We start from the raw sequence: 18,581 nt of genomic DNA, 5'->3' as shown, positions 1-18,581 counted from the left end.
TGAATGATTGATACTGCAATGGCAAGACTTAATGAGGGGACAATCGTCATTTACGCGTTAAGTGTACTCTTTTATTTTATAGATTTTCTTCAACACAACCGGAAGGCTGGAAAAATGGCCTTCTGGTTGCTTTCTATTGTCTGGACTCTGCAAACCGTGTATTTGGCCTATTTTATGTGGGTGACGGGGCGGTTTCCGGTATTAAATGTGACGGAGGCGCTTTATTTTTATGCCTGGGTGCTTGTCACGCTGTCACTTGTACTGACAAAGCTTTTACGTGTTGATTTTATTGTGTTTTTTACAAATGTTATAGGATTTTCTATGATTGCCATTCACACATTTTCACCGACAGAGCAGCAGTCAGCGGCTTTTTCCGGGCAGCTTGTGTCAGAACTTTTGGTGATTCATATTACAATGGCGATTCTTTCATACGGCGCTTTTTCCCTTTCTTTCGTTTTTTCTGTGTTGTACATGTTTCAATATCATCTGCTGAAAAAGAAAAAGTGGGGAAAATGGCTGTTGAGAATAGAAGATTTATCAAAGCTTGATTATATGGCGTATGTTTTAAATGTGATCGGCGTTCCGATGCTGCTGCTGAGTTTGATTCTCGGCGTTATTTGGGCATATGTCTCTCTAGAAACGCTGTATTGGTTTGACGCCAAAGTGCTTGGTTCATTTGTCGTCCTGCTGCTGTACAGCTATTATCTTTATATCAGGCTGATTAAAGAGCTGCAAGGAAAGGTCGCTGCACTGTGGAATACGGCTTGTTTTCTCGTGCTGATGATCAATTATTTCCTGCTTGGAAGCCTGTCGCAATTCCATTGGTTCAGTTAAATGATGTCCCAAGCAGATTCGGGAGGAAAGAAATGATGAGAACGATTAAAGTAGGTTCCAGACGAAGCAAACTCGCTATGACTCAAACAAAATGGGTTATCCAAAAACTGAAAGAAATCAACCCTTCGTTTACTTTTGAAATTAAAGAGATCGTGACAAAGGGTGACCGGATTGTCGATGTCACACTCTCAAAAGTGGGTGGAAAAGGGCTGTTTGTCAAAGAAATTGAACAAGCGCTTTTAAACGAAGAAATTGATATGGCAGTGCACAGCATGAAGGACATGCCTGCTGTTTTGCCTGAAGGCCTTGTGATCGGCTGTATTCCTGAACGGGAAGATCCTCGTGATGCCCTTATTTCAAAGAATCGCGTAAAGCTTTCAGAAATGAAGGAAGGCGCTGTCATTGGCACAAGCAGTTTAAGAAGAAGCGCACAGCTTTTGATTGAGCGGCCTGACCTTACAATTAAATGGATTAGAGGGAATATAGATACGAGACTTCAAAAGCTTGAAACAGAGGATTATGACGCGATTATTTTAGCCGCTGCCGGCCTTTCCAGAATGGGGTGGAAGCAGGATGTCGTAACCGAATTCCTTGAGCCTGAGCGCTGTTTGCCTGCTGTGGGGCAAGGAGCACTGGCGATTGAGTGCCGAGAATCGGATGAAGAGCTGTTGGCGTTGTTTTCTCAGTTTACAGATGAATATACAAAACGGACTGTTTTGGCAGAACGTGCTTTTTTAAATGCGATGGAGGGCGGCTGCCAGGTTCCGATCGCAGGCTACTCCGTGTTAAACGGACAGGATGAAATTGAAATGACAGGGCTTGTCGCTTCTCCTGACGGCAAAATCATTTTTAAAGAAACCGTCATCGGCAACGATCCGGAGGAAGTAGGAAAGCGCTGTGCCGCTCTTATGGCTGACAAAGGAGCAAAAGATTTAATTGATCGTGTAAAACGGGAGCTTGATGAGGATGGAAAATGATTTTCCCTTGAAAGGAAAAACAGTGCTTGTCACCCGGAATAAGGCACAGGCAACATCATTCCGGCACAAAGTGGAGGCGCTTGGCGGAAAAGCGGTTTTGACCTCTTTGATTACGTTTCGCCCCGCTTTGCCGAATGATGTTGCGGAACAGGTGAGAGAGGATCTTGCCGCGCCAGGCTGGCTTGTTTTTACAAGCGTGAATGGGGCAGACTTCTTTTTTTCTTATCTGAAGGAAAATCAGCTTATTCTCCCTGCACATAAAAAAATTGCGGCCGTCGGTGAAAAAACCGCCCGCCGTTTAAAAACGCATAACGTATCGGTTGATGTGATGCCGCAGGACTATATTGCTGAACAATTGGCTGCCGCTCTTAAGCAGCATGCTGAACCGGGAGAGCGGATTACCGTGATGAAGGGGAATTTGTCACGTGATGTGATAAAACAAGAGCTTGTTCCGCTCGGTTTTGAAGTGAAGGAATGGGTTCTCTACGAAACGATTCCGGACGAAGAAGGCATCAAGGCACTGAAGAAGGCTGCGGGTCAATATTCCTTTGACTATGTAACATTTACGAGTTCATCAACCGTACATACGTTTATGCATGTCTTGGGAGAAGAATTAAAAAAGTGGAAGGCGAATGAGACTGCCTGTATAACCATCGGACCTTTAACAAGGGACGCCCTTCTGACGTATGGCATTACATCATATACACCAGATACATTTACAATAGATGGCATGCTTGAGTTAATGTGCAGCATGTCTAGAGAGGAAGAGAGAATATGAGTCAATCATTTAATAGACACCGCCGCCTGCGGACATCAAATGCAATGAGAGAGATGGTAAAGGAAACACGTTTGCATCCATCAGATTTTATCTATCCGATTTTTGTCGTTGAAGGGCTTGAAGGCAAAAAAGATGTTCCGTCAATGCCTGATGTTTATCATGTATCATTAGATCTATTGAAGGATGAAGTAGCTGAGCTGGTCAAACTGGGAATTCAATCTGTTATCGTGTTCGGCATCCCGGAAGAAAAGGATGATTGCGGAACTCAAGCGTACCATGATCATGGTATCGTTCAAAAAGCCATCACGGAAATTAAAAAACACTTCCCTGAAATGGTGGTTGTCGCTGACACGTGCTTATGCGAATATACAGACCACGGCCATTGCGGACTTGTCAAAGACGGGGTCATCCTCAATGATGAATCGCTTGAGCTTTTGGCGCAGACAGCTGTCAGCCAAGCGAAGGCAGGTGCGGATATCATTGCGCCATCAAACATGATGGACGGATTTGTTACAGTGATCAGAGAAGCGCTCGATAAAGAAGGATTCGTCAATATTCCAATCATGTCTTACGCTGTAAAATATTCAAGTGAGTTTTACGGTCCGTTCCGTGACGCAGCAAACAGCACACCGCAATTTGGTGACCGCAAAACATATCAGATGGATCCTGCCAACCGTATGGAGGCACTCCGCGAAGCACAATCAGATGTCGAGGAAGGCGCGGACTTTTTGATTGTCAAACCTTCGCTTTCATATATGGATATCATGCGTGACGTGAAAAATGAGTTTACTTTGCCGCTCGTCGCTTATAATGTAAGCGGAGAGTATTCAATGGTGAAGGCTGCAGCGCAGAACGGCTGGATCAAGGAAAAAGAAATTGTGTTGGAAATTTTGACAAGCATGAAGCGCGCGGGTGCGGACCTGATTATTACGTATCATGCGAAAGACGCAGCAAAATGGCTTGCGGAGTAATTTTATTCAGTTGACAGGAGTTGAGGCAGATGAGAAGCTATGAAAAATCAAAAACGGCTTTTAAAGAAGCGCAAAAACTCATGCCGGGTGGTGTGAACAGTCCCGTTCGCGCATTTAAATCGGTAGACATGGACCCGATTTTTATGGAGCGCGGAAAAGGCTCGAAAATCTTTGATATTGACGGGAATGAATATATTGACTACGTCTTGTCATGGGGGCCTTTAATTTTAGGACATACGAATGACCGCGTTGTTGAAAGCCTTAAAAAAGTGGCTGAATACGGGACAAGCTTCGGTGCTCCGACAGAAGTGGAAAATGAACTCGCAAAGCTCGTCATTGATCGTGTGCCATCTGTAGAAATTGTACGTATGGTCAGCTCCGGAACGGAGGCTACAATGAGCGCCCTCCGTTTGGCAAGGGGCTATACGGGCCGCAACAAGATTCTAAAATTTGAGGGCTGCTACCACGGACACGGCGATTCCCTCTTGATTAAAGCAGGTTCAGGTGTAGCCACTCTCGGTCTGCCTGACAGCCCTGGTGTGCCTGAAGGCATTGCAAAAAACACCATAACCGTTCCGTATAATGATTTAGAAAGTGTAAAGCTTGCTTTCCAGCAATTCGGTGAAGACATTGCGGGAGTCATTGTAGAGCCGGTTGCCGGAAATATGGGCGTTGTTCCGCCGCAAGAAGGCTTCCTGCAGGGTCTGCGTGATATCACTGAGCAATATGGCTCCCTGCTGATTTTTGATGAAGTGATGACAGGCTTCCGCGTCGACTATAACTGCGCTCAAGGCTACTTCGGCGTAACGCCTGACCTGACTTGTTTAGGAAAAGTAATCGGGGGCGGACTTCCTGTCGGCGCTTATGGCGGAAAGGCAGAAATCATGGAACAGATCGCTCCGAGCGGTCCGATCTATCAAGCGGGTACATTGTCAGGCAACCCGCTTGCGATGACGGCTGGATTAGAGACATTGAAGCAGCTGACACCTGAATCCTACAAGAATTTCATCAAAAAAGGCGACAGGCTGGAAGAAGGAATTTCAAAAGCCGCCGAGGCACATGGCATTCCGCATACCTTTAACCGTGCAGGCTCCATGATTGGTTTCTTCTTTACAAACGAACCTGTCATCAATTATGAAACAGCGAAATCATCAGATTTGAAGCTGTTTGCAAGCTATTATAAAGGGATGGCAAATGAAGGGGTTTTCCTTCCGCCATCACAATTCGAAGGACTGTTTCTCTCAACGGCCCATACTGATGAAGATATTGAAAACACAATCCAGGCAGCTGAGAACGTACTTGCTGAGATCAGCCGCAGATAAGAGTGAAAACCGGCATCAAGGACTCCTTGTGCCGGTTTTTTCGTGCGCTCCCACTCATATTTTCTCCAGTTCATACATACACCTTTAGTGACATCTAATTTTAAGGATTAGATGAAAGGAGGATATGAACTTGCCGCAAAATCATCGATTGCAATTTTCTGTAGAAGAATCGATCTGTTTCCGAAAAGGACAGGAAGTTTCTGAACTGCTTTCAATTTCATTAGATCCTGATATCAGGGTTCAGGAAGTAAATGATTATGTATCAATCAGAGGATCGCTTGAACTTACAGGTGAGTACAACATAGATCAAAACAAACATACCGAAGAGATGTATACAGATAAGCGGTTTGTTGAGCAAGTCAGAAAGAGAGAGGATGGAAGTGCGGAACTGGCTCACTGTTTTCCTGTGGATATTACCATTCCAAAAAATAAAGTAAGCCATTTACAGGATGTCTTTGTTTTTATTGACGCATTTGACTATCAATTAACGGATTCGCGCATTTTAACAATTCAAGCTGATTTAGCGATCGAAGGTCTTTTGGATGATACGCAAGACAAAGAACCGGAGATACCTTTATATGAAGCTCCTGAGGCGTTCAGGGAGGAAGAGCTTTCAGAGCCGCCGGCACATAATGTAGAAGAACCAGGTGCATCATCGGCAGAGAAAGCAGTTCTTCAGGATGAACCGCCAGAACTTTTTGTCTCAAAAGCAGGGCTCCGTGAAGAACTGGAGACAGAAAAAGCAGAATCTGAGCCGCCTGAATCGGTTGCTTCAGAACCAGAGGCCAGAGAAGATGTAAAAGAGGAAGACGAGGCTGAAGAGCCTGCAGTGATGGAAGCAGAGGTTCGTACAGAATCGGAAAAAGCAGAATCTGAGCCAGAACCTGCTGCTTCAGAAATAGAGATTCAAGAGATCGTTAAAGCAAAAAAAGAAACGGCAGAGCCGGCAGCTGTAGCAGATGTTCGTGAAAAAGCAGACTCTCCAGCGGAGGATGAGCTTCGTGAACACGCTGGCGCAGAAGAATCGCCTGTATTGGAAGCTGAACTTCATTCAGAGACTGTGGTCAAAGAGGAAAAAGCAGAAACATCTATTCATGAATACGCATTGCGTCAAGAGGCTCAAAATGAAGAAGAGCCTCAATCAGATCAGGCTGGTACGGCGCTTTGTCAAGAAGAAACGGAACCGGATGGAGCTTTGGAGAATGTACCAGAGGCCGCTCTCTCCATAGAAGATAGCAGAGAATCAGCTTCAGCTGTATATGCGGAGAATGACAAAGCCGATTTGCATTTCCATTTCAATCAAAAAACAAGCTCGGAGGAGGCATCTCAAGAAGAATCGCCTGAACCGGCCTATCGGACCTTCCTGCCCGAACAAGAAGAGGAGGACTCTTTTTATTCAGCGCCTAAGCTGCTGGAGGAGGAAGAACAAGAGGAAGAAAGCTTCGAAATTGAAGTGAGAAAAACACCACCGGCTGAAGAGCCTGTGGAAGAAACACCTTTTCAATCCTTCCAGCTGCCTGAATCCTCTGAGACTGAAAGGAAGGAAACGAATGCTGTTCCTAGGGTTTCTCCTGCTGCTGAAACGAAGGAACCTCAAACAAAGGAAAGTGATAATTCTCTTTATCTAACGAAACTTTTTACAAGAGAAGAGGATGAGTTTTCGAGAATGAAAATCTGCATTGTGCAGCAGGAAGATACGATCGAACGTTTATGCGAACGGTATGAAATTACATCCCAGCAGCTGATCAGGATGAATTCTTTAGCCTTGGATGATGAATTAAAAGCAGGACAGATTCTCTATATTCCTCAATATAAAAATAGCCATGCATAAACCGTAAGCGATCGGAAAATGTGGTGAATGAAATGGAAGATACCCAATCGGTTCTTCAGGAATACGGACTGACTGCTCAATTTATTGAGCCTGTCAGTCCTCTTGTTTGGAAAGTGTATACAGACTATGGCGTATTTGCCCTGAAAAAGTTGAAAGAGGGTCGCGGCAGGCAATTTACAGATCATATGGTGGCGATTGAGGAAAAAGGTTTTCGTTCATTTGTTCCTGTATACAGAACAAATAGCGGTGAGTTTTTCTCAGCAGGCAGGCAATACGGAGATACCTACTATTTAATGCCTTGGCTCCAATTTGACCAAGAAGAAGAACGTGATCAGAAACATGCTTATTTATTTAGAGAGACAGCCCGCCTTCACGAAAGAACCATGCAGGAACTAAAGGTTAGGCGTGATGAGATTGAACGGTATTACGATCAAACGAAAAAAAAGTGGGAACATGATAAGATCTTCTATGAACAGTTTGTGGATAGAGCAGAGAAGGAGTGGTACCTTTCTCCTTTTGAACTTCAGGCCATCACCTATTTTTCAGAAACCATTTCCGCGGTGAACTTTGCGCTGGAGCGGCTGGAGAACTGGTATGAGTCGGCAAAGGAAAAGGACGTTTCAAGGGTTGTGATGAACCACGGCAGCCTGTCTATACACCATTTTCTATATAATGATACCGGGACCGGATATTTTACAAACTTCGAAAGAGCTTCTGTCGGTCCGCCGCAAAACGACCTGCTCGGCTTTTTCACAAAAATGTTCAGAGGCTTTCCGAAAGCTTGTCCGGAATGCGTCGAATGGTTTTATGGATACACGAAATCATTTCCTTTACGTGAAGCGGAAGTCAGTCTATTTCTCAGCTATATGGCTTATCCGCAAGCCATGTACAAGGTGCTGAACGGTTATCAAGCCGGGAAAAGACAGCATGAAAAAGAGGAATGTACACAATTATTAAAGGCTTATTGGCAAATGAAAAATATAGAGCCGTTTGTGATGAAAATTCATCAGATTGAACAAGAGAAAAAATTTCAGGCTGAAAACGAGTCCACGTCTTAATGGCGCGGACTTGTTTGTTTATATCCATTCTAAATGAAGGGCGCAAGCTAAAAAGATTAGGATTGCGAGCAGCAAAACATCAAAGGTTGTCGGAAAGAAAATGGTTCTGATTCCTTGAAAAATCGTAATGGGAATAATCACTTGTGCGGATACAAGCCGAATTTGCCTGACCCATGGCGGCAGCGAATAAGAGCTGAAACGTTTCTTCACAGTGCATCCTCCTCTACGCATTTACAAGCATCATATGTAAACTTGGGCAATAGGTGCCTGCCTATCTGTATAGAAAGCGGTGTTTTTGGAAAAGATGATTGACGAATCAAAAACACTTTTACTATAATAAAGAACATAAATAATGTATACAATGAGCTGATAAATACACCTGCTTAGAACGGGAAGAGTACAAAAAAGGCGCATGCAGAGAGAGAAGCCGTTTGCTGAAAGGCTTCTTATGCTGTCTGATTGGAAGGTCGCCCGGGAGCATAATTTCTTGAAGGAAGAGTAGAGAAATTCGGGAAACACCCGTTATCCGTTATAAGTGCATGAACTGATAGAGTTCATGAAAAAAGGTGGTACCGCGAAAGAGTTTTTCGTCCTTTTACAGGGATGAAGAGCTCTTTTTTCGTTCTCAGCCATTTTTAAACATGCTGGAGGGTTATGATGGAAACGAATGAACAAACAATGCCGACGAAATATGATCCGGCAGCGGTCGAAAAAGACCGATATGATTTTTGGCTAAAAGGCAAATTTTTTGAAGCGGGCAGTGACCAGACAAAAGAGCCATACTCTGTTGTCATCCCGCCGCCAAACGTAACTGGAAGACTACACCTTGGCCACGCATGGGATACAACGCTGCAAGACATTGTAACAAGAATGAAGCGCATGCAGGGCTATGATGTGCTGTGGCTGCCTGGCATGGACCACGCCGGCATCGCGACACAGGCTAAAGTGGAGGCGAAACTTCGTGAAGAAGGCAAATCCCGCTACGATTTGGGCCGTGAAAAATTCCTCGAAGAAACGTGGAAGTGGAAGGAAGAGTATGCTGACTTTATTCGCAGCCAGTGGGCGAAATTAGGTCTTGGCCTTGATTATTCCCGGGAACGTTTTACGCTGGATGAGGGCTTAAGCAAAGCGGTACGGGAAGTATTCGTTAAGCTTTATGAAAAAGGCCTGATCTACAGAGGCGAATATATTATTAACTGGGACCCAGCGACAAAGACAGCCCTATCCGACATTGAGGTGATTTACAAGGATGTTCAAGGCGCATTCTATCATATGAGCTATCCGCTTGCTGATGGGACAGGTTCAATTGAAATTGCGACGACACGTCCTGAAACGATGCTCGGTGATACAGCAGTTGCCGTTCACCCTGAAGACGAACGCTATAAACACCTTATCGGAAAAACGGTGATCCTGCCGATTGTAAATCGTGAAATTCCGATTGTCGGTGATGACTATGTTGATATGGAATTTGGTTCAGGTGCGGTGAAAATTACGCCTGCTCATGATCCGAACGACTTCGAGCTTGGCAACCGCCACAATTTAGAACGCATTCTTGTCATGAATGAAGACGGCACGATGAATGAAAATGCATTGCAATATCAAGGTATGGATCGTTTTGAATGCCGTAAAAAGCTCGTAAAAGATTTACAGGAAGCGGGAGTTCTCTTTAAAATCGAGGATCATATGCATTCTGTCGGCCATAGTGAACGAAGCGGGGCTGTTGTGGAGCCTTATCTTTCTACACAATGGTTTGTGCGCATGCAGCCGCTTGCTGATGCAGCGATTGAGCTGCAAAAGAAAGAAGAAAAAGTCAATTTTGTGCCTGACCGTTTTGAAAAAACGTATTTACACTGGATGGAAAACATTCGCGACTGGTGTATCTCCCGTCAGTTATGGTGGGGGCATCGTATTCCTGCCTGGTATCATAAAGAAACAGGAGAGCTATATGTCGGGCTTGAGGCGCCGGAGGATAGCGAAAATTGGGAACAGGATACAGACGTGCTGGATACATGGTTCAGTTCTGCGCTATGGCCTTTCTCCACAATGGGCTGGCCTGATGTAACAGCTGAAGACTTTAAACGCTACTATCCGACAGACGTTCTCGTGACAGGGTATGACATCATTTTCTTCTGGGTGTCACGCATGATTTTCCAAGGCATTGAATTTACAAACGAGCGCCCGTTCAAGGATGTTTTAATTCATGGCTTAATCCGTGACGAGCAAGGCCGGAAAATGAGTAAATCTCTTGGCAACGGTGTCGATCCGATGGATGTCATTGACAAGTACGGAGCTGATTCTCTGCGTTATTTCCTTGCGACTGGAAGCTCTCCTGGCCAGGATCTGCGCTTCAGCTATGAAAAAGTGGAATCGACATGGAATTTTGCCAATAAAATTTGGAACGCCTCTCGTTTTGCATTAATGAACATGGATGGCATGACGTACGATGAGCTTGATCTGTCAGGCGGAAAATCAGTCGCTGACAAGTGGATTTTAACGCGATTAAATGAAACGATCGAGCACGTGACCCAGCTTGCTGACCGATATGAATTTGGTGAAGTCGGACGCCATTTATATAACTTTATTTGGGATGATTTCTGTGACTGGTATATTGAAATGGCGAAGCTTCCGCTTTATGGAGAAGACGAAGCGGCTAAGAAAACTACCCGTTCCATCCTTGCTTACGTGCTTGATCAAACGATGCGTCTGCTCCATCCGTTTATGCCATTCTTAACGGAGGAAATTTGGCAGCACCTTCCTCACCAAGGGGAATCGATTACAGTAAGTCAATGGCCTGTTGTCGTGCCGGAGCATACTGATACGGAAGCGGCAGCTGACATGAAGCTTCTTGTTGAGCTGATCCGTTCTGTGCGTAATATCCGCAGTGAAGTCAATACGCCAATGAGCAAGCAGGTTGAACTGTATATTAAAACAAGCACAGACGAAATAGCAGCCCGCCTCGAAGCGAACCGTTCATATGTTGAACGCTTTACGAATCCGAGCGTTCTTAAAATCGGCACGGATATCGAGGCTGTTGATAAAGCGATGACGGCCGTTGTTTCAGGAGCAGAGGTTATTCTTCCGCTTGAAGGCTTAATTAATATTGATGAAGAAATTGCCCGTCTGCAAAAAGAATTCGATAAGCTGACGAAAGAAGTCGAGCGCGTCCAAAAGAAACTTGGAAATGAAGGATTTATGAAAAAAGCGCCTGCACACGTAATTGATGAAGAACGTGAAAAAGAAAAAGATTATGTGGCAAAGCGTGACGCTGTTCAAAAACGAATGGCTGAGCTGAAGGGCTAATGAAAAGCCGGGGCGGTTTCTAGAGAAACCGCCTTGTCTTATAAAAGAGGGGATTATCATTGTTTACTGCATATCAAGAAGCGCGCAGCTGGATTCACGGGCGGCTGAAATTCGGGGTGAGACCCGGGCTTGGCCGAATGGAGCAGCTGATGGCGCGTTTAGGACATCCTGAAAAAAAAATCCGCGCGCTCCACGTCGCAGGAACAAACGGTAAAGGATCAACTGTCGCTTTTATCCGTTCTATGCTGCAGGAAGCCGGATATACGGTAGGAACGTTTACATCGCCTTATATCATTACGTTTAATGAACGGATCAGCGTAAACGGGACACCGATTACAGATGAAGAATGGACAGCACTCGTTAATCAAATGAAACCGCACGTTGAAGCCCTTGATCAAATGGAACACGGGCAGCCGACAGAATTTGAAATTATGACGGCCTGTGCATTTTTATATTTTGCAGAATTTCATAAGGTAGATTTTATTATTTTTGAAACAGGTTTGGGCGGCAGATTCGATTCTACGAATGTAGTAGAGCCGCTTTTAACTGTGATCACAAGCATCGGACACGATCATATGAACATTTTGGGAAACACCATTGAAGAAATTGCAGGAGAAAAGGCCGGTATTATTAAAAAAGGTATTCCAATCGTTACAGCAGTTACCCAGCCTGAAGCTTTACAGGTCATCCGCCATGAAGCTGAACGGCATGCTGCGCCGTTCCAGTCATTACATGATACCTGTGTTATTTTCAATGAAGAGGCTCTGCCTGCAGGAGAACAGTTTTCATTCAAAACGGGCGAAAAATGTTATGAAGATATTCGGACATCCTTGATTGGCACCCACCAAAGACAAAATGCTGCTTTATCCATTTTGGCTGCGGAGTGGCTCAATAAGGAGAATATTGCCCATATCAGTGATGAAGCGTTAAGAAGCGGGCTTGTGAAGGCTGCTTGGCCTGGACGGTTAGAGCTTGTTCAAGAAGATCCTCCGGTTTACTTAGACGGTGCGCATAACGAAGAAGGTGTTGAAAAGCTGGCGGAAACGATGAAGCAGCGTTTCGCCAATTCACGCATTTCTGTGGTATTTAGCGCGTTAAAGGACAAACCGTATCAGAACATGATTAAAAGACTGGAAACCATAGCTGATGAAATTCATTTTGCTTCTTTTGATTTTCCCCGTGCTTCTCTTGCAAAAGATCTCTATGATGCAAGTGAAATCAGCAATAAAAGCTGGAGTGAAGATCCAGACGATGTGATCAATTTCGTAGAAAGCAAAAAGGGCTCACATGAAATTGTGCTGATTACCGGATCTCTTTATTTTATTTCTGACATTCGCAAACGGTTGAAATAAACGAATCAGGTTCCGGCAGAATCGAAAAAAGATTCTGCCGGCTTTTTTATGTGTAAAATTGCATAATCCCGATTGGAGTTCAGGTTTCTCATTTTGCTACAATCCATAGCATAACTCAGTGAGTAAAGGTGTGTTGTCTATGCTATTCATTCTTTTTATCTTCGGGCTTATCCTTGGTTCTTTTTACTATACGGCCGGACGCCGTATCCCCTTACATCTATCTATTATCGCGCCCCGTTCATCATGCTCGTTTTGCCGGCGGGCTTTGGCCCCTGCAGAATTAATTCCCATCCTGTCATTCCTATTTCAAAAAGGTAAATGTAAAAGCTGCGGGCATAGGATTTCTTTTATGTATCCCGCGGCAGAGCTTGTGACAGCGTGTTTATTTGCCGCCGCAGGAATACGCTTTGGCATGTCGCTGGAATTGTTAACCGCTGTCGTGTTTCTCTCTCTTCTCATTATTGTTGCAGTGACAGATCTTCATTATATGCTGATTCCAAATCGAATATTGATTTTTTTCCTTCCCTTTTTGGTCGCTGCGAGATTGATTTCTCCGCTTGATTCCTGGTATGCAGGCCTGTTAGGTGCTGCAGCCGGATTTCTATTTCTGGCTTTAATTGCCGCAATCACTCATGGGGGAGTAGGGGGAGGAGATATTAAATTATTTGCGGTGATTGGCTTTGTGCTTGGTGTGAAAATGCTGGCGGCTGCCTTTTTCTTTTCTGTTTTGATAGGCGCATTGTACGGGTCGGCAGCTGTTCTGACTGGTAGACTCGCCAAAAAGCAGCCGCTTCCCTTTGCCCCTGCAATAGCGGCAGGGAGTATTTTAACCTATTTATATGGGAACTCTATCATTTCGTTTTATATCAAAATGGCATCGGGATGACTGCTGAAAAATTTGACGAACGTTTTTTGGACAAGACGACAAAAGTCTTGTTCTTTTTTTTTTCGCCTGTGCTAAAGTGTGTAGCATGAAAAGCCGACAAGAACGGTCAAGCAAATGAAGGGAGGAAGCGGAATTGAAAAAAAGAAAGAATAAAAAAAACAGTAAAGCCGCAGAAAAAGCCCTCAAGGTGACGATTAATGGAAAAGAAGAGACAGTTTACGAACAAGAGACGCAAGATACAGAGGCGGATAAAAGCATGACATTTTCAAATTGGGAGGAAAAAAGAAAGGCAGAACAAGAGGTTGCGGCATCCCAGGAACATCCTGATGAAGATGAATTTAATTGGGATTCCGAGGAGGACAAGGTGTTTAAAGAGGACCCTAAAGTTGTTCCTCCTTATCAAAAGAAAAAATCAAAGTCTTATGCAAAAGGAAAGACCGGGACTGCCAAACCAGTAAAAAGAGTGGCTGCGACGATTGCCTTCGCGGCTGTCATTGGCACTGGATTAGGGCTATTCGCGTTAAGCATATCGGGGAATAAAGAAGCGTCAGCACCGGCCTCTTTAGAGGATTCTCTAGGCAGCCAAACGGCAAAAGCCGGAGATGCTTCTGCTGATAAACAAACCTCAGGCACAGAAAAACAAGCGGCACAAACTGAAGGTACATACAAAACATACGCTGTGCAAGCCGGAAAATTTTCAAATGAAAAGGGTGCCGAAACGTTAACAAAACAATTGACCGAAAAAGGTTATTCCGCCGTGTCACTGTCAAAGGATGATGGGTATACGTATGTTATTGCAGGCTTAGCAAGTGAAAAGGATGTCTCACAGCAGTTAGGACAGCTTTTAATCGACAGTGATTTTGAAGCTTGGGGAGGAAAGGAGCTTTCTTTATCAATAGAGTCGGATATGACAGATTCTTTTAAGGAAACAGCGGAGCTTGCGACAAAGGCGATTCTCGGAGAAGACTTTACAAAAGCGAGTGTAGAAAAAATAGAAAAGTCGCTTGGTGAAACAAAAGCGACAGAAACAGGAGAGAAAAAAGCGATTCTGCAGGCATTAAAGGAGTTAGAGGAGCCAAGTGCTGCAGCCGGATGGAAGGCTCAGCAGCAGCTGTTAGCCGTCGTTAAATAAGAGAAAATGCGTGAGCCTTCGTCCTTTAGTGACAGGCTTTTTTTATTTTGTCATGAAAAAGTTATTTTTCTGAAATTGTGACAAGCCCCGTGATTTGGTAGGATAAACGAGTATCTTTTTTTCTTAAGCAAACCCTGAAAGGATGACGAACATGACAAAACCGCTAATACTTGCATCACAATCTCCGCGCAGGAAAGAACTCCTCGATCTTCTCCAGCTGCCCTACTCCATTATTGTCAGTGAAGTAGAAGAAAAATTAAATCGAAACCTTTCACCGGAAGAAAACGTCCAATGGTTGGCAAAACAAAAAGCTAAGGCTGTTGCTGATCTCCACCCGCATGCAATTGTTATCGGTGCTGATACAATGGTATGCCTTGACAGCGAATGCCTCGGAAAACCGCAGGATCAAGAAGAAGCTGCATCCATGCTGCGGAGGCTTTCAGGCCGAAGTCACTCAGTAATAACCGCGGTCAGCATTCAAGCTGAAAATCACAGCGAGACTTTTTATGATAAGACAGAAGTTGCGTTTTGGCCCCTCAGTGAAGAAGAGATTTGGACGTATATTGAAACAAAAGAGCCGATGGATAAAGCAGGTGCATACGGCATCCAAGGAAGAGGCGCGCTTTTTGTAAAGAAAATAGACGGAGATTATTATTCAGTCATGGGCCTTCCTATATCAAAAACAATGAGAGCTCTACGTCATTTTGATATAAAGGCATGATGATTTTATAAACGGGAAGGGAAAGAAAAGGAGTGCTTGGTCATACACGATCTGCCATTAAAACTCAGAGATTTCCCAACGAAAGAAAAGCCAAGAGAACGGCTCCTGAAAGTCGGAGCCGAGAACTTAGCGAATCATGAACTTTTGGCTATATTATTGCGGACAGGGACTAAACACGAATCTGTTTTGGAGCTGTCAAACCGGCTGCTGCGCTCTTTTGACGGGCTGCGTCTGCTGAAGGAAGCATCGGTTGAAGAGCTGTCAAGCATCCCGGGAATCGGTATGGTAAAAGCGATTCAAATACTGGCAGCAGTTGAGCTCGGAAGCCGGATTCATAAATTAGCCAACGAAGAACATTTCGTCATTCGCTCCCCGGAAGACGGCGCTAATCTTGTCATGGAGGATATGCGCTTTTTAACCCAGGAGCATTTTGTCTGCTCATACTTTACATAAATACTAATAAAATTGAATGTCTAAAATCTTGATTTTACGGTCTTTCTTCTCAAATTCAATCTGCTTTATTAATTCTTGGACTATTTGTCTTTTCTCTTCGCTGGTTAATACAGACCAACTTGTGTTAAACATAGTTACAATTTCTTTAGCACGCTTTATATCAATGGGGTTTTTAGGTTTATGAAAAGTTTGCTCTTGTTCTAAGGCAGTTTGCGCTTTTTGGAAAGCATCTTTTGTTTCTGCCATTAGTTGCTCAAATTCTTGATCAGTCATTAAATCCATAGACCAAGCTTTTTGATATTTTTTCCTTTGTTTTTCAATACTGAGTATTTTTTGATGGAGCTTATCAAAGTCCTGTTGTTTCTCTTCCGGTATTTTCGGTTCGAGTCTTGGTTTTACATTCTGCATATACTCAATTAAAGCTCTTTCGAATTTTTTCTCGCTGCCTCCGATGGTAGGGCGTTTATTCAAAAGACAGGCTTGGCATCTATAGTGATTACTTTCTACATGCTTATTATCTCTTTTCCGAAAATATTTAGAACGCTCACATGTAAGCCGATTTCCGCAATTTGGGCAAATTATTTTTGTTTGGAATATGAAAATTGAGTAGGTTTCTCTTTTTTTGAAATTTTGCCGATCGTGTAATATTTTTTGTAGCTGCTCAAATTCCTCTTTAGAGATATAGCCTTCAAAAGCATCTTCAATTAGCTCATCACCCCACCGAAAAGCGCCGTAAAGTACCGGATTTTTCAGCATTACGAGTATAGAGGCTATGTGCCATTTATAACCCCTTCTAGGCATAGCATCTGATTCGTCGAGATAGTCTGCCAATTCTCTGAGTGAATAGCCTTTTTTGATCTTATCTACCATATCTAAAAGAATTTCGCCCTCTTGAGGATTCTTTACCAGGTATTCACCTTCTTTTGTGAAACCAAAGGGGGCAGGGGCGCTATATTGTCCCTGTCGAGCCTTTTCAACTTGACCCATTTTTACACGTTCCCCTAAATTCTCTCTTTCCCATTGAGCCATAGCGGCTACTAACGTGATAAAAAGCCTGCCAGTTGCTGATCCCGTATCATAGACCTCAGTGGCGGATCTGAAAACGGCATTGTACTTGTCAAAGTAGTCTAAAAGAGAATAGAGATCACGAACAGACCGGGTCAGTCTGTCGAGCCTATATACTAGCACTGTGTTAATGATACCTTGTTCTATGTGTCTGAGCATTAATTCAAGTGATGGCCTATGTATATCTTTAGCTGATTTTCCTTCGTCTATATAAAATTTGTAATTTGCCCATCCTTGGGAAACGCAATAGGCTTTCAGTTTCTCCTTTTGAGCAGCGATTGAATAGCCTTCTTTTGCTTGTTCTTCTGTCGAAACCCTAACGTATATTCCAACATTCTTAAGGCTGTTCGCTTCCATTAGTTCCAATTGAAACATCCTCCTAGAAACGTATGTTCTGTTTTGAGGTTAAAAATTTTTAACCCCCGATAAATCTTTTAAATGTGCTAACTCTGCTGGTACCCCATTCATCACAGCAACGTCTTTTAGGGTAAAGTTTGTAGTTTTATACTGGCTTATAACCCAGTCGGGAAGAAGAAGTTCAACGGCAAAAGTATTTGCCTCAACTTCGACCTTATCAACTGAGAAAAGAGTATGTTCTTTCATGAAAGGGGTATTAGCACGAGGGTGCAATTGTGCGTGCCCCAGTTCATGAGAACAGACAAATGTTTTTTCACCTTGGCTTAAGTTAGAATTGATAACGATATATTTGTTTCTTTTGTCGTATTTATAAAACCCCATTATTTCATGGTGTAAGTCCCATTGAAAAACATTGATATTTAAATATGATGCAAGTTCATAAGGATTACTGGTTTTATACTTTTTAATTAGTTTTTGCACAGCTGCTTTTATCAAAGTATAAGGCCCCCTAGTCTTGATCGTCTTTTCTGTATTTCTTTGGAGTGTATTTCTTATTGATTCTTTGCGTTTGACGGACGATGTGTTCCATTGCTTCCATGAGGGACTCAATGGCTTCAGGGCTCATAGGCTCGCCAGAGAAGCTTAGTCCATCCGAGTTCTCTAAGTCCCTTCTTATTTCCTCCATACGCTTTGCAATGTCTTTTTCTTCTTTAGCGTTATATTCTACAGGCTCTTCTTTTATAAGGTTTTCTTCACCAACAATTGCAGAGACCTGCACACCGAGTGCGCCTGCTACAGATTCCAAGGTGGAAAGGCTGGGGTTATATCTATCTCTTTCAATATCTGCAAGGTATGAACGAGAAAGATTAGCTTTGTCAGCCAGTTGTACTTGAGTTAACTTCCGTTCCTTCCTAATAGCTTTAATTCTTTGCCCTACAGTCATTATCGGTTATCTCCTTTACAACACAGTGGACCTCACTGCATTACACGAGCTTACACGAGGTTACACGAGTCGTTTGTTATGTCCCAATTATAGTGCCCGAATGTCGGAAATACAATACCAAGAATGACGGAAATACAAGTATTTTTTAGCAAAATGACGGAAATACAAGATAAATACTCTCTAAATCTTTAAAATGCTTGATTTTCGTCATATTTCGACTTTTACAAAATGTCGTGAATACCATACAATTTAGCCATACCTTAACGGGAGGTGATAAACATGCTGGATGGGAAAAAGCTTGGAGCTTTAATTAAAAACAAACGGAAAGAAAAGCACTTGAAACAGACAGAAATGGCGAAGGCGCTAGGCCTGTCTAGGACTTATCTTTCTGACATTGAAAACGGAAGATATCTGCCAAGTACAAAGACACTTTCCAGAATAGCGATTTTTATAAATCTGGATTTAAACGTGTTAAAAATGACGGAAATACAAGTAGTTGAGGAGGGTGGATATGATAGAGCTGCCAGCACATGTAGAAGCCAGGCTTTATGAAATTTTCATGAAGTTATCGGTTCCAAGGATTCTCGAAAAAGAGGCATTG

17 protein-coding genes, 1 pseudogene and 1 other annotated feature are annotated in these 18,581 nt (G+C 43.4%); of the genes and pseudogenes, 14 read left to right on the top strand and 4 right to left on the bottom strand.

Annotated features, from left to right (window positions below):
• Positions 1–3: 3 nt before the first annotated feature.
• From BFW96_RS13280 to cotN, 7 genes are all read left to right on the top strand, one after another.
• Positions 4–834, top strand: coding sequence for a cytochrome c biogenesis protein (locus tag BFW96_RS13280; RefSeq protein WP_003222575.1), 831 nt, complete (start codon positions 4–6; stop codon positions 832–834).
• Between the two features lie 32 nt (positions 835–866).
• Positions 867–1,811: a hydroxymethylbilane synthase gene (gene hemC / locus BFW96_RS13275; RefSeq protein WP_083252879.1), complete on the top strand. Its 945-nt coding sequence runs from the start codon at positions 867–869 to the stop codon at positions 1,809–1,811.
• Positions 1,801–2,589, top strand: coding sequence for a uroporphyrinogen-III synthase (gene hemD, locus BFW96_RS13270; protein ID WP_069149998.1), 789 nt, complete (start codon positions 1,801–1,803; stop codon positions 2,587–2,589). Before hemC ends, hemD begins: the two co-directional genes overlap by 11 nt.
• Positions 2,586–3,560 (top strand): porphobilinogen synthase, encoded by a 975-nt coding sequence (hemB, locus tag BFW96_RS13265; protein WP_069839662.1) that lies wholly within the window; start codon positions 2,586–2,588, stop codon positions 3,558–3,560. The genes hemD and hemB overlap by 4 nt, the downstream gene beginning before the upstream one ends.
• A 29-nt stretch (positions 3,561–3,589) precedes the next feature.
• Positions 3,590–4,882, top strand: coding sequence for a glutamate-1-semialdehyde 2,1-aminomutase (gene hemL / locus BFW96_RS13260; protein ID WP_069839661.1), 1,293 nt, complete (start codon positions 3,590–3,592; stop codon positions 4,880–4,882).
• A gap of 130 nt (positions 4,883–5,012) precedes the next feature.
• A complete protein-coding gene (locus tag BFW96_RS13255) occupies positions 5,013–6,713 on the top strand; it encodes a LysM peptidoglycan-binding domain-containing protein (protein ID WP_069839660.1) in 1,701 nt (566 codons plus the stop codon).
• 32 nt (positions 6,714–6,745) lie between these two features.
• A complete protein-coding gene (gene cotN, locus BFW96_RS13250; RefSeq protein ID WP_069839659.1) occupies positions 6,746–7,771 on the top strand; it encodes a spore coat protein CotN in 1,026 nt (341 codons plus the stop codon).
• 18 nt (positions 7,772–7,789) lie between these two features.
• Here cotN and BFW96_RS13245 read toward each other — a convergent pair whose 3' ends face one another.
• Entirely contained in the window at positions 7,790–7,981 is a 192-nt protein-coding gene (locus BFW96_RS13245) for a hypothetical protein (RefSeq protein WP_003222590.1), read from the bottom strand.
• Between the two features lie 165 nt (positions 7,982–8,146).
• Positions 8,147–8,369: a binding site (T-box leader), on the top strand.
• A gap of 59 nt (positions 8,370–8,428) precedes the next feature.
• Between BFW96_RS13245 and valS the strand changes: the two genes are divergently transcribed.
• The 6 genes and pseudogenes from valS to radC form a co-directional block, all read left to right on the top strand.
• The gene (gene valS / locus BFW96_RS13240; protein ID WP_069839658.1) at positions 8,429–11,071 is read left to right on the top strand and encodes a valine--tRNA ligase; all 2,643 of its coding nucleotides are present in this window, start codon (positions 8,429–8,431) and stop codon (positions 11,069–11,071) included.
• Positions 11,072–11,130: 59 nt separating this feature from the next.
• On the top strand, positions 11,131–12,423 hold the full coding sequence (locus BFW96_RS13235; protein ID WP_069839657.1) for a bifunctional folylpolyglutamate synthase/dihydrofolate synthase: 1,293 nt from the start codon (positions 11,131–11,133) through the stop codon (positions 12,421–12,423).
• A gap of 139 nt (positions 12,424–12,562) precedes the next feature.
• Positions 12,563–13,309 (top strand): prepilin peptidase, encoded by a 747-nt coding sequence (locus BFW96_RS13230; protein WP_083252878.1) that lies wholly within the window; start codon positions 12,563–12,565, stop codon positions 13,307–13,309.
• A gap of 133 nt (positions 13,310–13,442) precedes the next feature.
• Positions 13,443–14,441, top strand: coding sequence for an SPOR domain-containing protein (locus BFW96_RS13225; RefSeq protein WP_069839655.1), 999 nt, complete (start codon positions 13,443–13,445; stop codon positions 14,439–14,441).
• A 151-nt stretch (positions 14,442–14,592) separates the two neighbouring features.
• Entirely contained in the window at positions 14,593–15,162 is a 570-nt protein-coding gene (locus tag BFW96_RS13220) for a Maf family nucleotide pyrophosphatase (protein WP_040082267.1), read from the top strand.
• Between the two features lie 36 nt (positions 15,163–15,198).
• Positions 15,199–15,606: pseudogene (radC, locus tag BFW96_RS13215) on the top strand (RadC family protein); the annotation flags it as partial.
• A gap of 12 nt (positions 15,607–15,618) precedes the next feature.
• Here radC and BFW96_RS13210 read toward each other — a convergent pair.
• The 3 genes from BFW96_RS13210 to BFW96_RS13200 are packed head-to-tail and all read right to left on the bottom strand — an operon-like array spanning position 15,619 to position 17,980.
• Positions 15,619–17,055, bottom strand: coding sequence for a recombinase family protein (locus BFW96_RS13210; protein ID WP_200761849.1), 1,437 nt, complete (start codon positions 17,053–17,055; stop codon positions 15,619–15,621).
• 30 nt (positions 17,056–17,085) lie between these two features.
• A complete protein-coding gene (locus BFW96_RS13205) occupies positions 17,086–17,532 on the bottom strand; it encodes an ImmA/IrrE family metallo-endopeptidase (protein WP_060399203.1) in 447 nt (148 codons plus the stop codon).
• Positions 17,533–17,545: 13 nt separating this feature from the next.
• Entirely contained in the window at positions 17,546–17,980 is a 435-nt protein-coding gene (locus BFW96_RS13200; protein WP_069839654.1) for a helix-turn-helix domain-containing protein, read from the bottom strand.
• A 279-nt stretch (positions 17,981–18,259) separates the two neighbouring features.
• Between BFW96_RS13200 and BFW96_RS13195 the strand changes: the two genes are divergently transcribed.
• On the top strand, positions 18,260–18,532 hold the full coding sequence (locus BFW96_RS13195) for a helix-turn-helix transcriptional regulator (RefSeq protein ID WP_060399201.1): 273 nt from the start codon (positions 18,260–18,262) through the stop codon (positions 18,530–18,532).
• The last annotated feature ends 49 nt before the right edge of the window (positions 18,533–18,581 follow it).

It is taken from the genome of Bacillus sp. F56 (genome assembly GCF_001748205.1).
Taxonomy (GTDB): Bacteria; Bacillota; Bacilli; order Bacillales; family Bacillaceae; genus Bacillus; species Bacillus stercoris.
The sequence above is the reverse complement of the archived record's forward strand: the minus strand, read 5'-3'. Positions and strand labels throughout refer to the sequence as shown.

What these genes read in the sequence shown, in the direction of transcription:
- BFW96_RS13280 (WP_003222575.1), top strand. Translation starts at nt 4, where the DNA reads ATGATTGATACTGCAATGGCAAGACTTAATGAGGGGACAATCGTCATT.
- hemC (WP_083252879.1), top strand. Translation starts at nt 867, where the DNA reads ATGATGAGAACGATTAAAGTAGGTTCCAGACGAAGCAAACTCGCTATG.
- hemD (WP_069149998.1), top strand. Translation starts at nt 1,801, where the DNA reads ATGGAAAATGATTTTCCCTTGAAAGGAAAAACAGTGCTTGTCACCCGG.
- hemB (WP_069839662.1), top strand. Translation starts at nt 2,586, where the DNA reads ATGAGTCAATCATTTAATAGACACCGCCGCCTGCGGACATCAAATGCA.
- hemL (WP_069839661.1), top strand. Translation starts at nt 3,590, where the DNA reads ATGAGAAGCTATGAAAAATCAAAAACGGCTTTTAAAGAAGCGCAAAAA.
- cotN (WP_069839659.1), top strand. Translation starts at nt 6,746, where the DNA reads ATGGAAGATACCCAATCGGTTCTTCAGGAATACGGACTGACTGCTCAA.
- valS (WP_069839658.1), top strand. Translation starts at nt 8,429, where the DNA reads ATGGAAACGAATGAACAAACAATGCCGACGAAATATGATCCGGCAGCG.
- BFW96_RS13230 (WP_083252878.1), top strand. Translation starts at nt 12,563, where the DNA reads ATGCTATTCATTCTTTTTATCTTCGGGCTTATCCTTGGTTCTTTTTAC.
- BFW96_RS13220 (WP_040082267.1), top strand. Translation starts at nt 14,593, where the DNA reads ATGACAAAACCGCTAATACTTGCATCACAATCTCCGCGCAGGAAAGAA.
- BFW96_RS13210 (WP_200761849.1), bottom strand. Translation starts at nt 17,055, where the DNA reads ATGTTTCAATTGGAACTAATGGAAGCGAACAGCCTTAAGAATGTTGGA.
- BFW96_RS13200 (WP_069839654.1), bottom strand. Translation starts at nt 17,980, where the DNA reads ATGACTGTAGGGCAAAGAATTAAAGCTATTAGGAAGGAACGGAAGTTA.
- BFW96_RS13195 (WP_060399201.1), top strand. Translation starts at nt 18,260, where the DNA reads ATGCTGGATGGGAAAAAGCTTGGAGCTTTAATTAAAAACAAACGGAAA.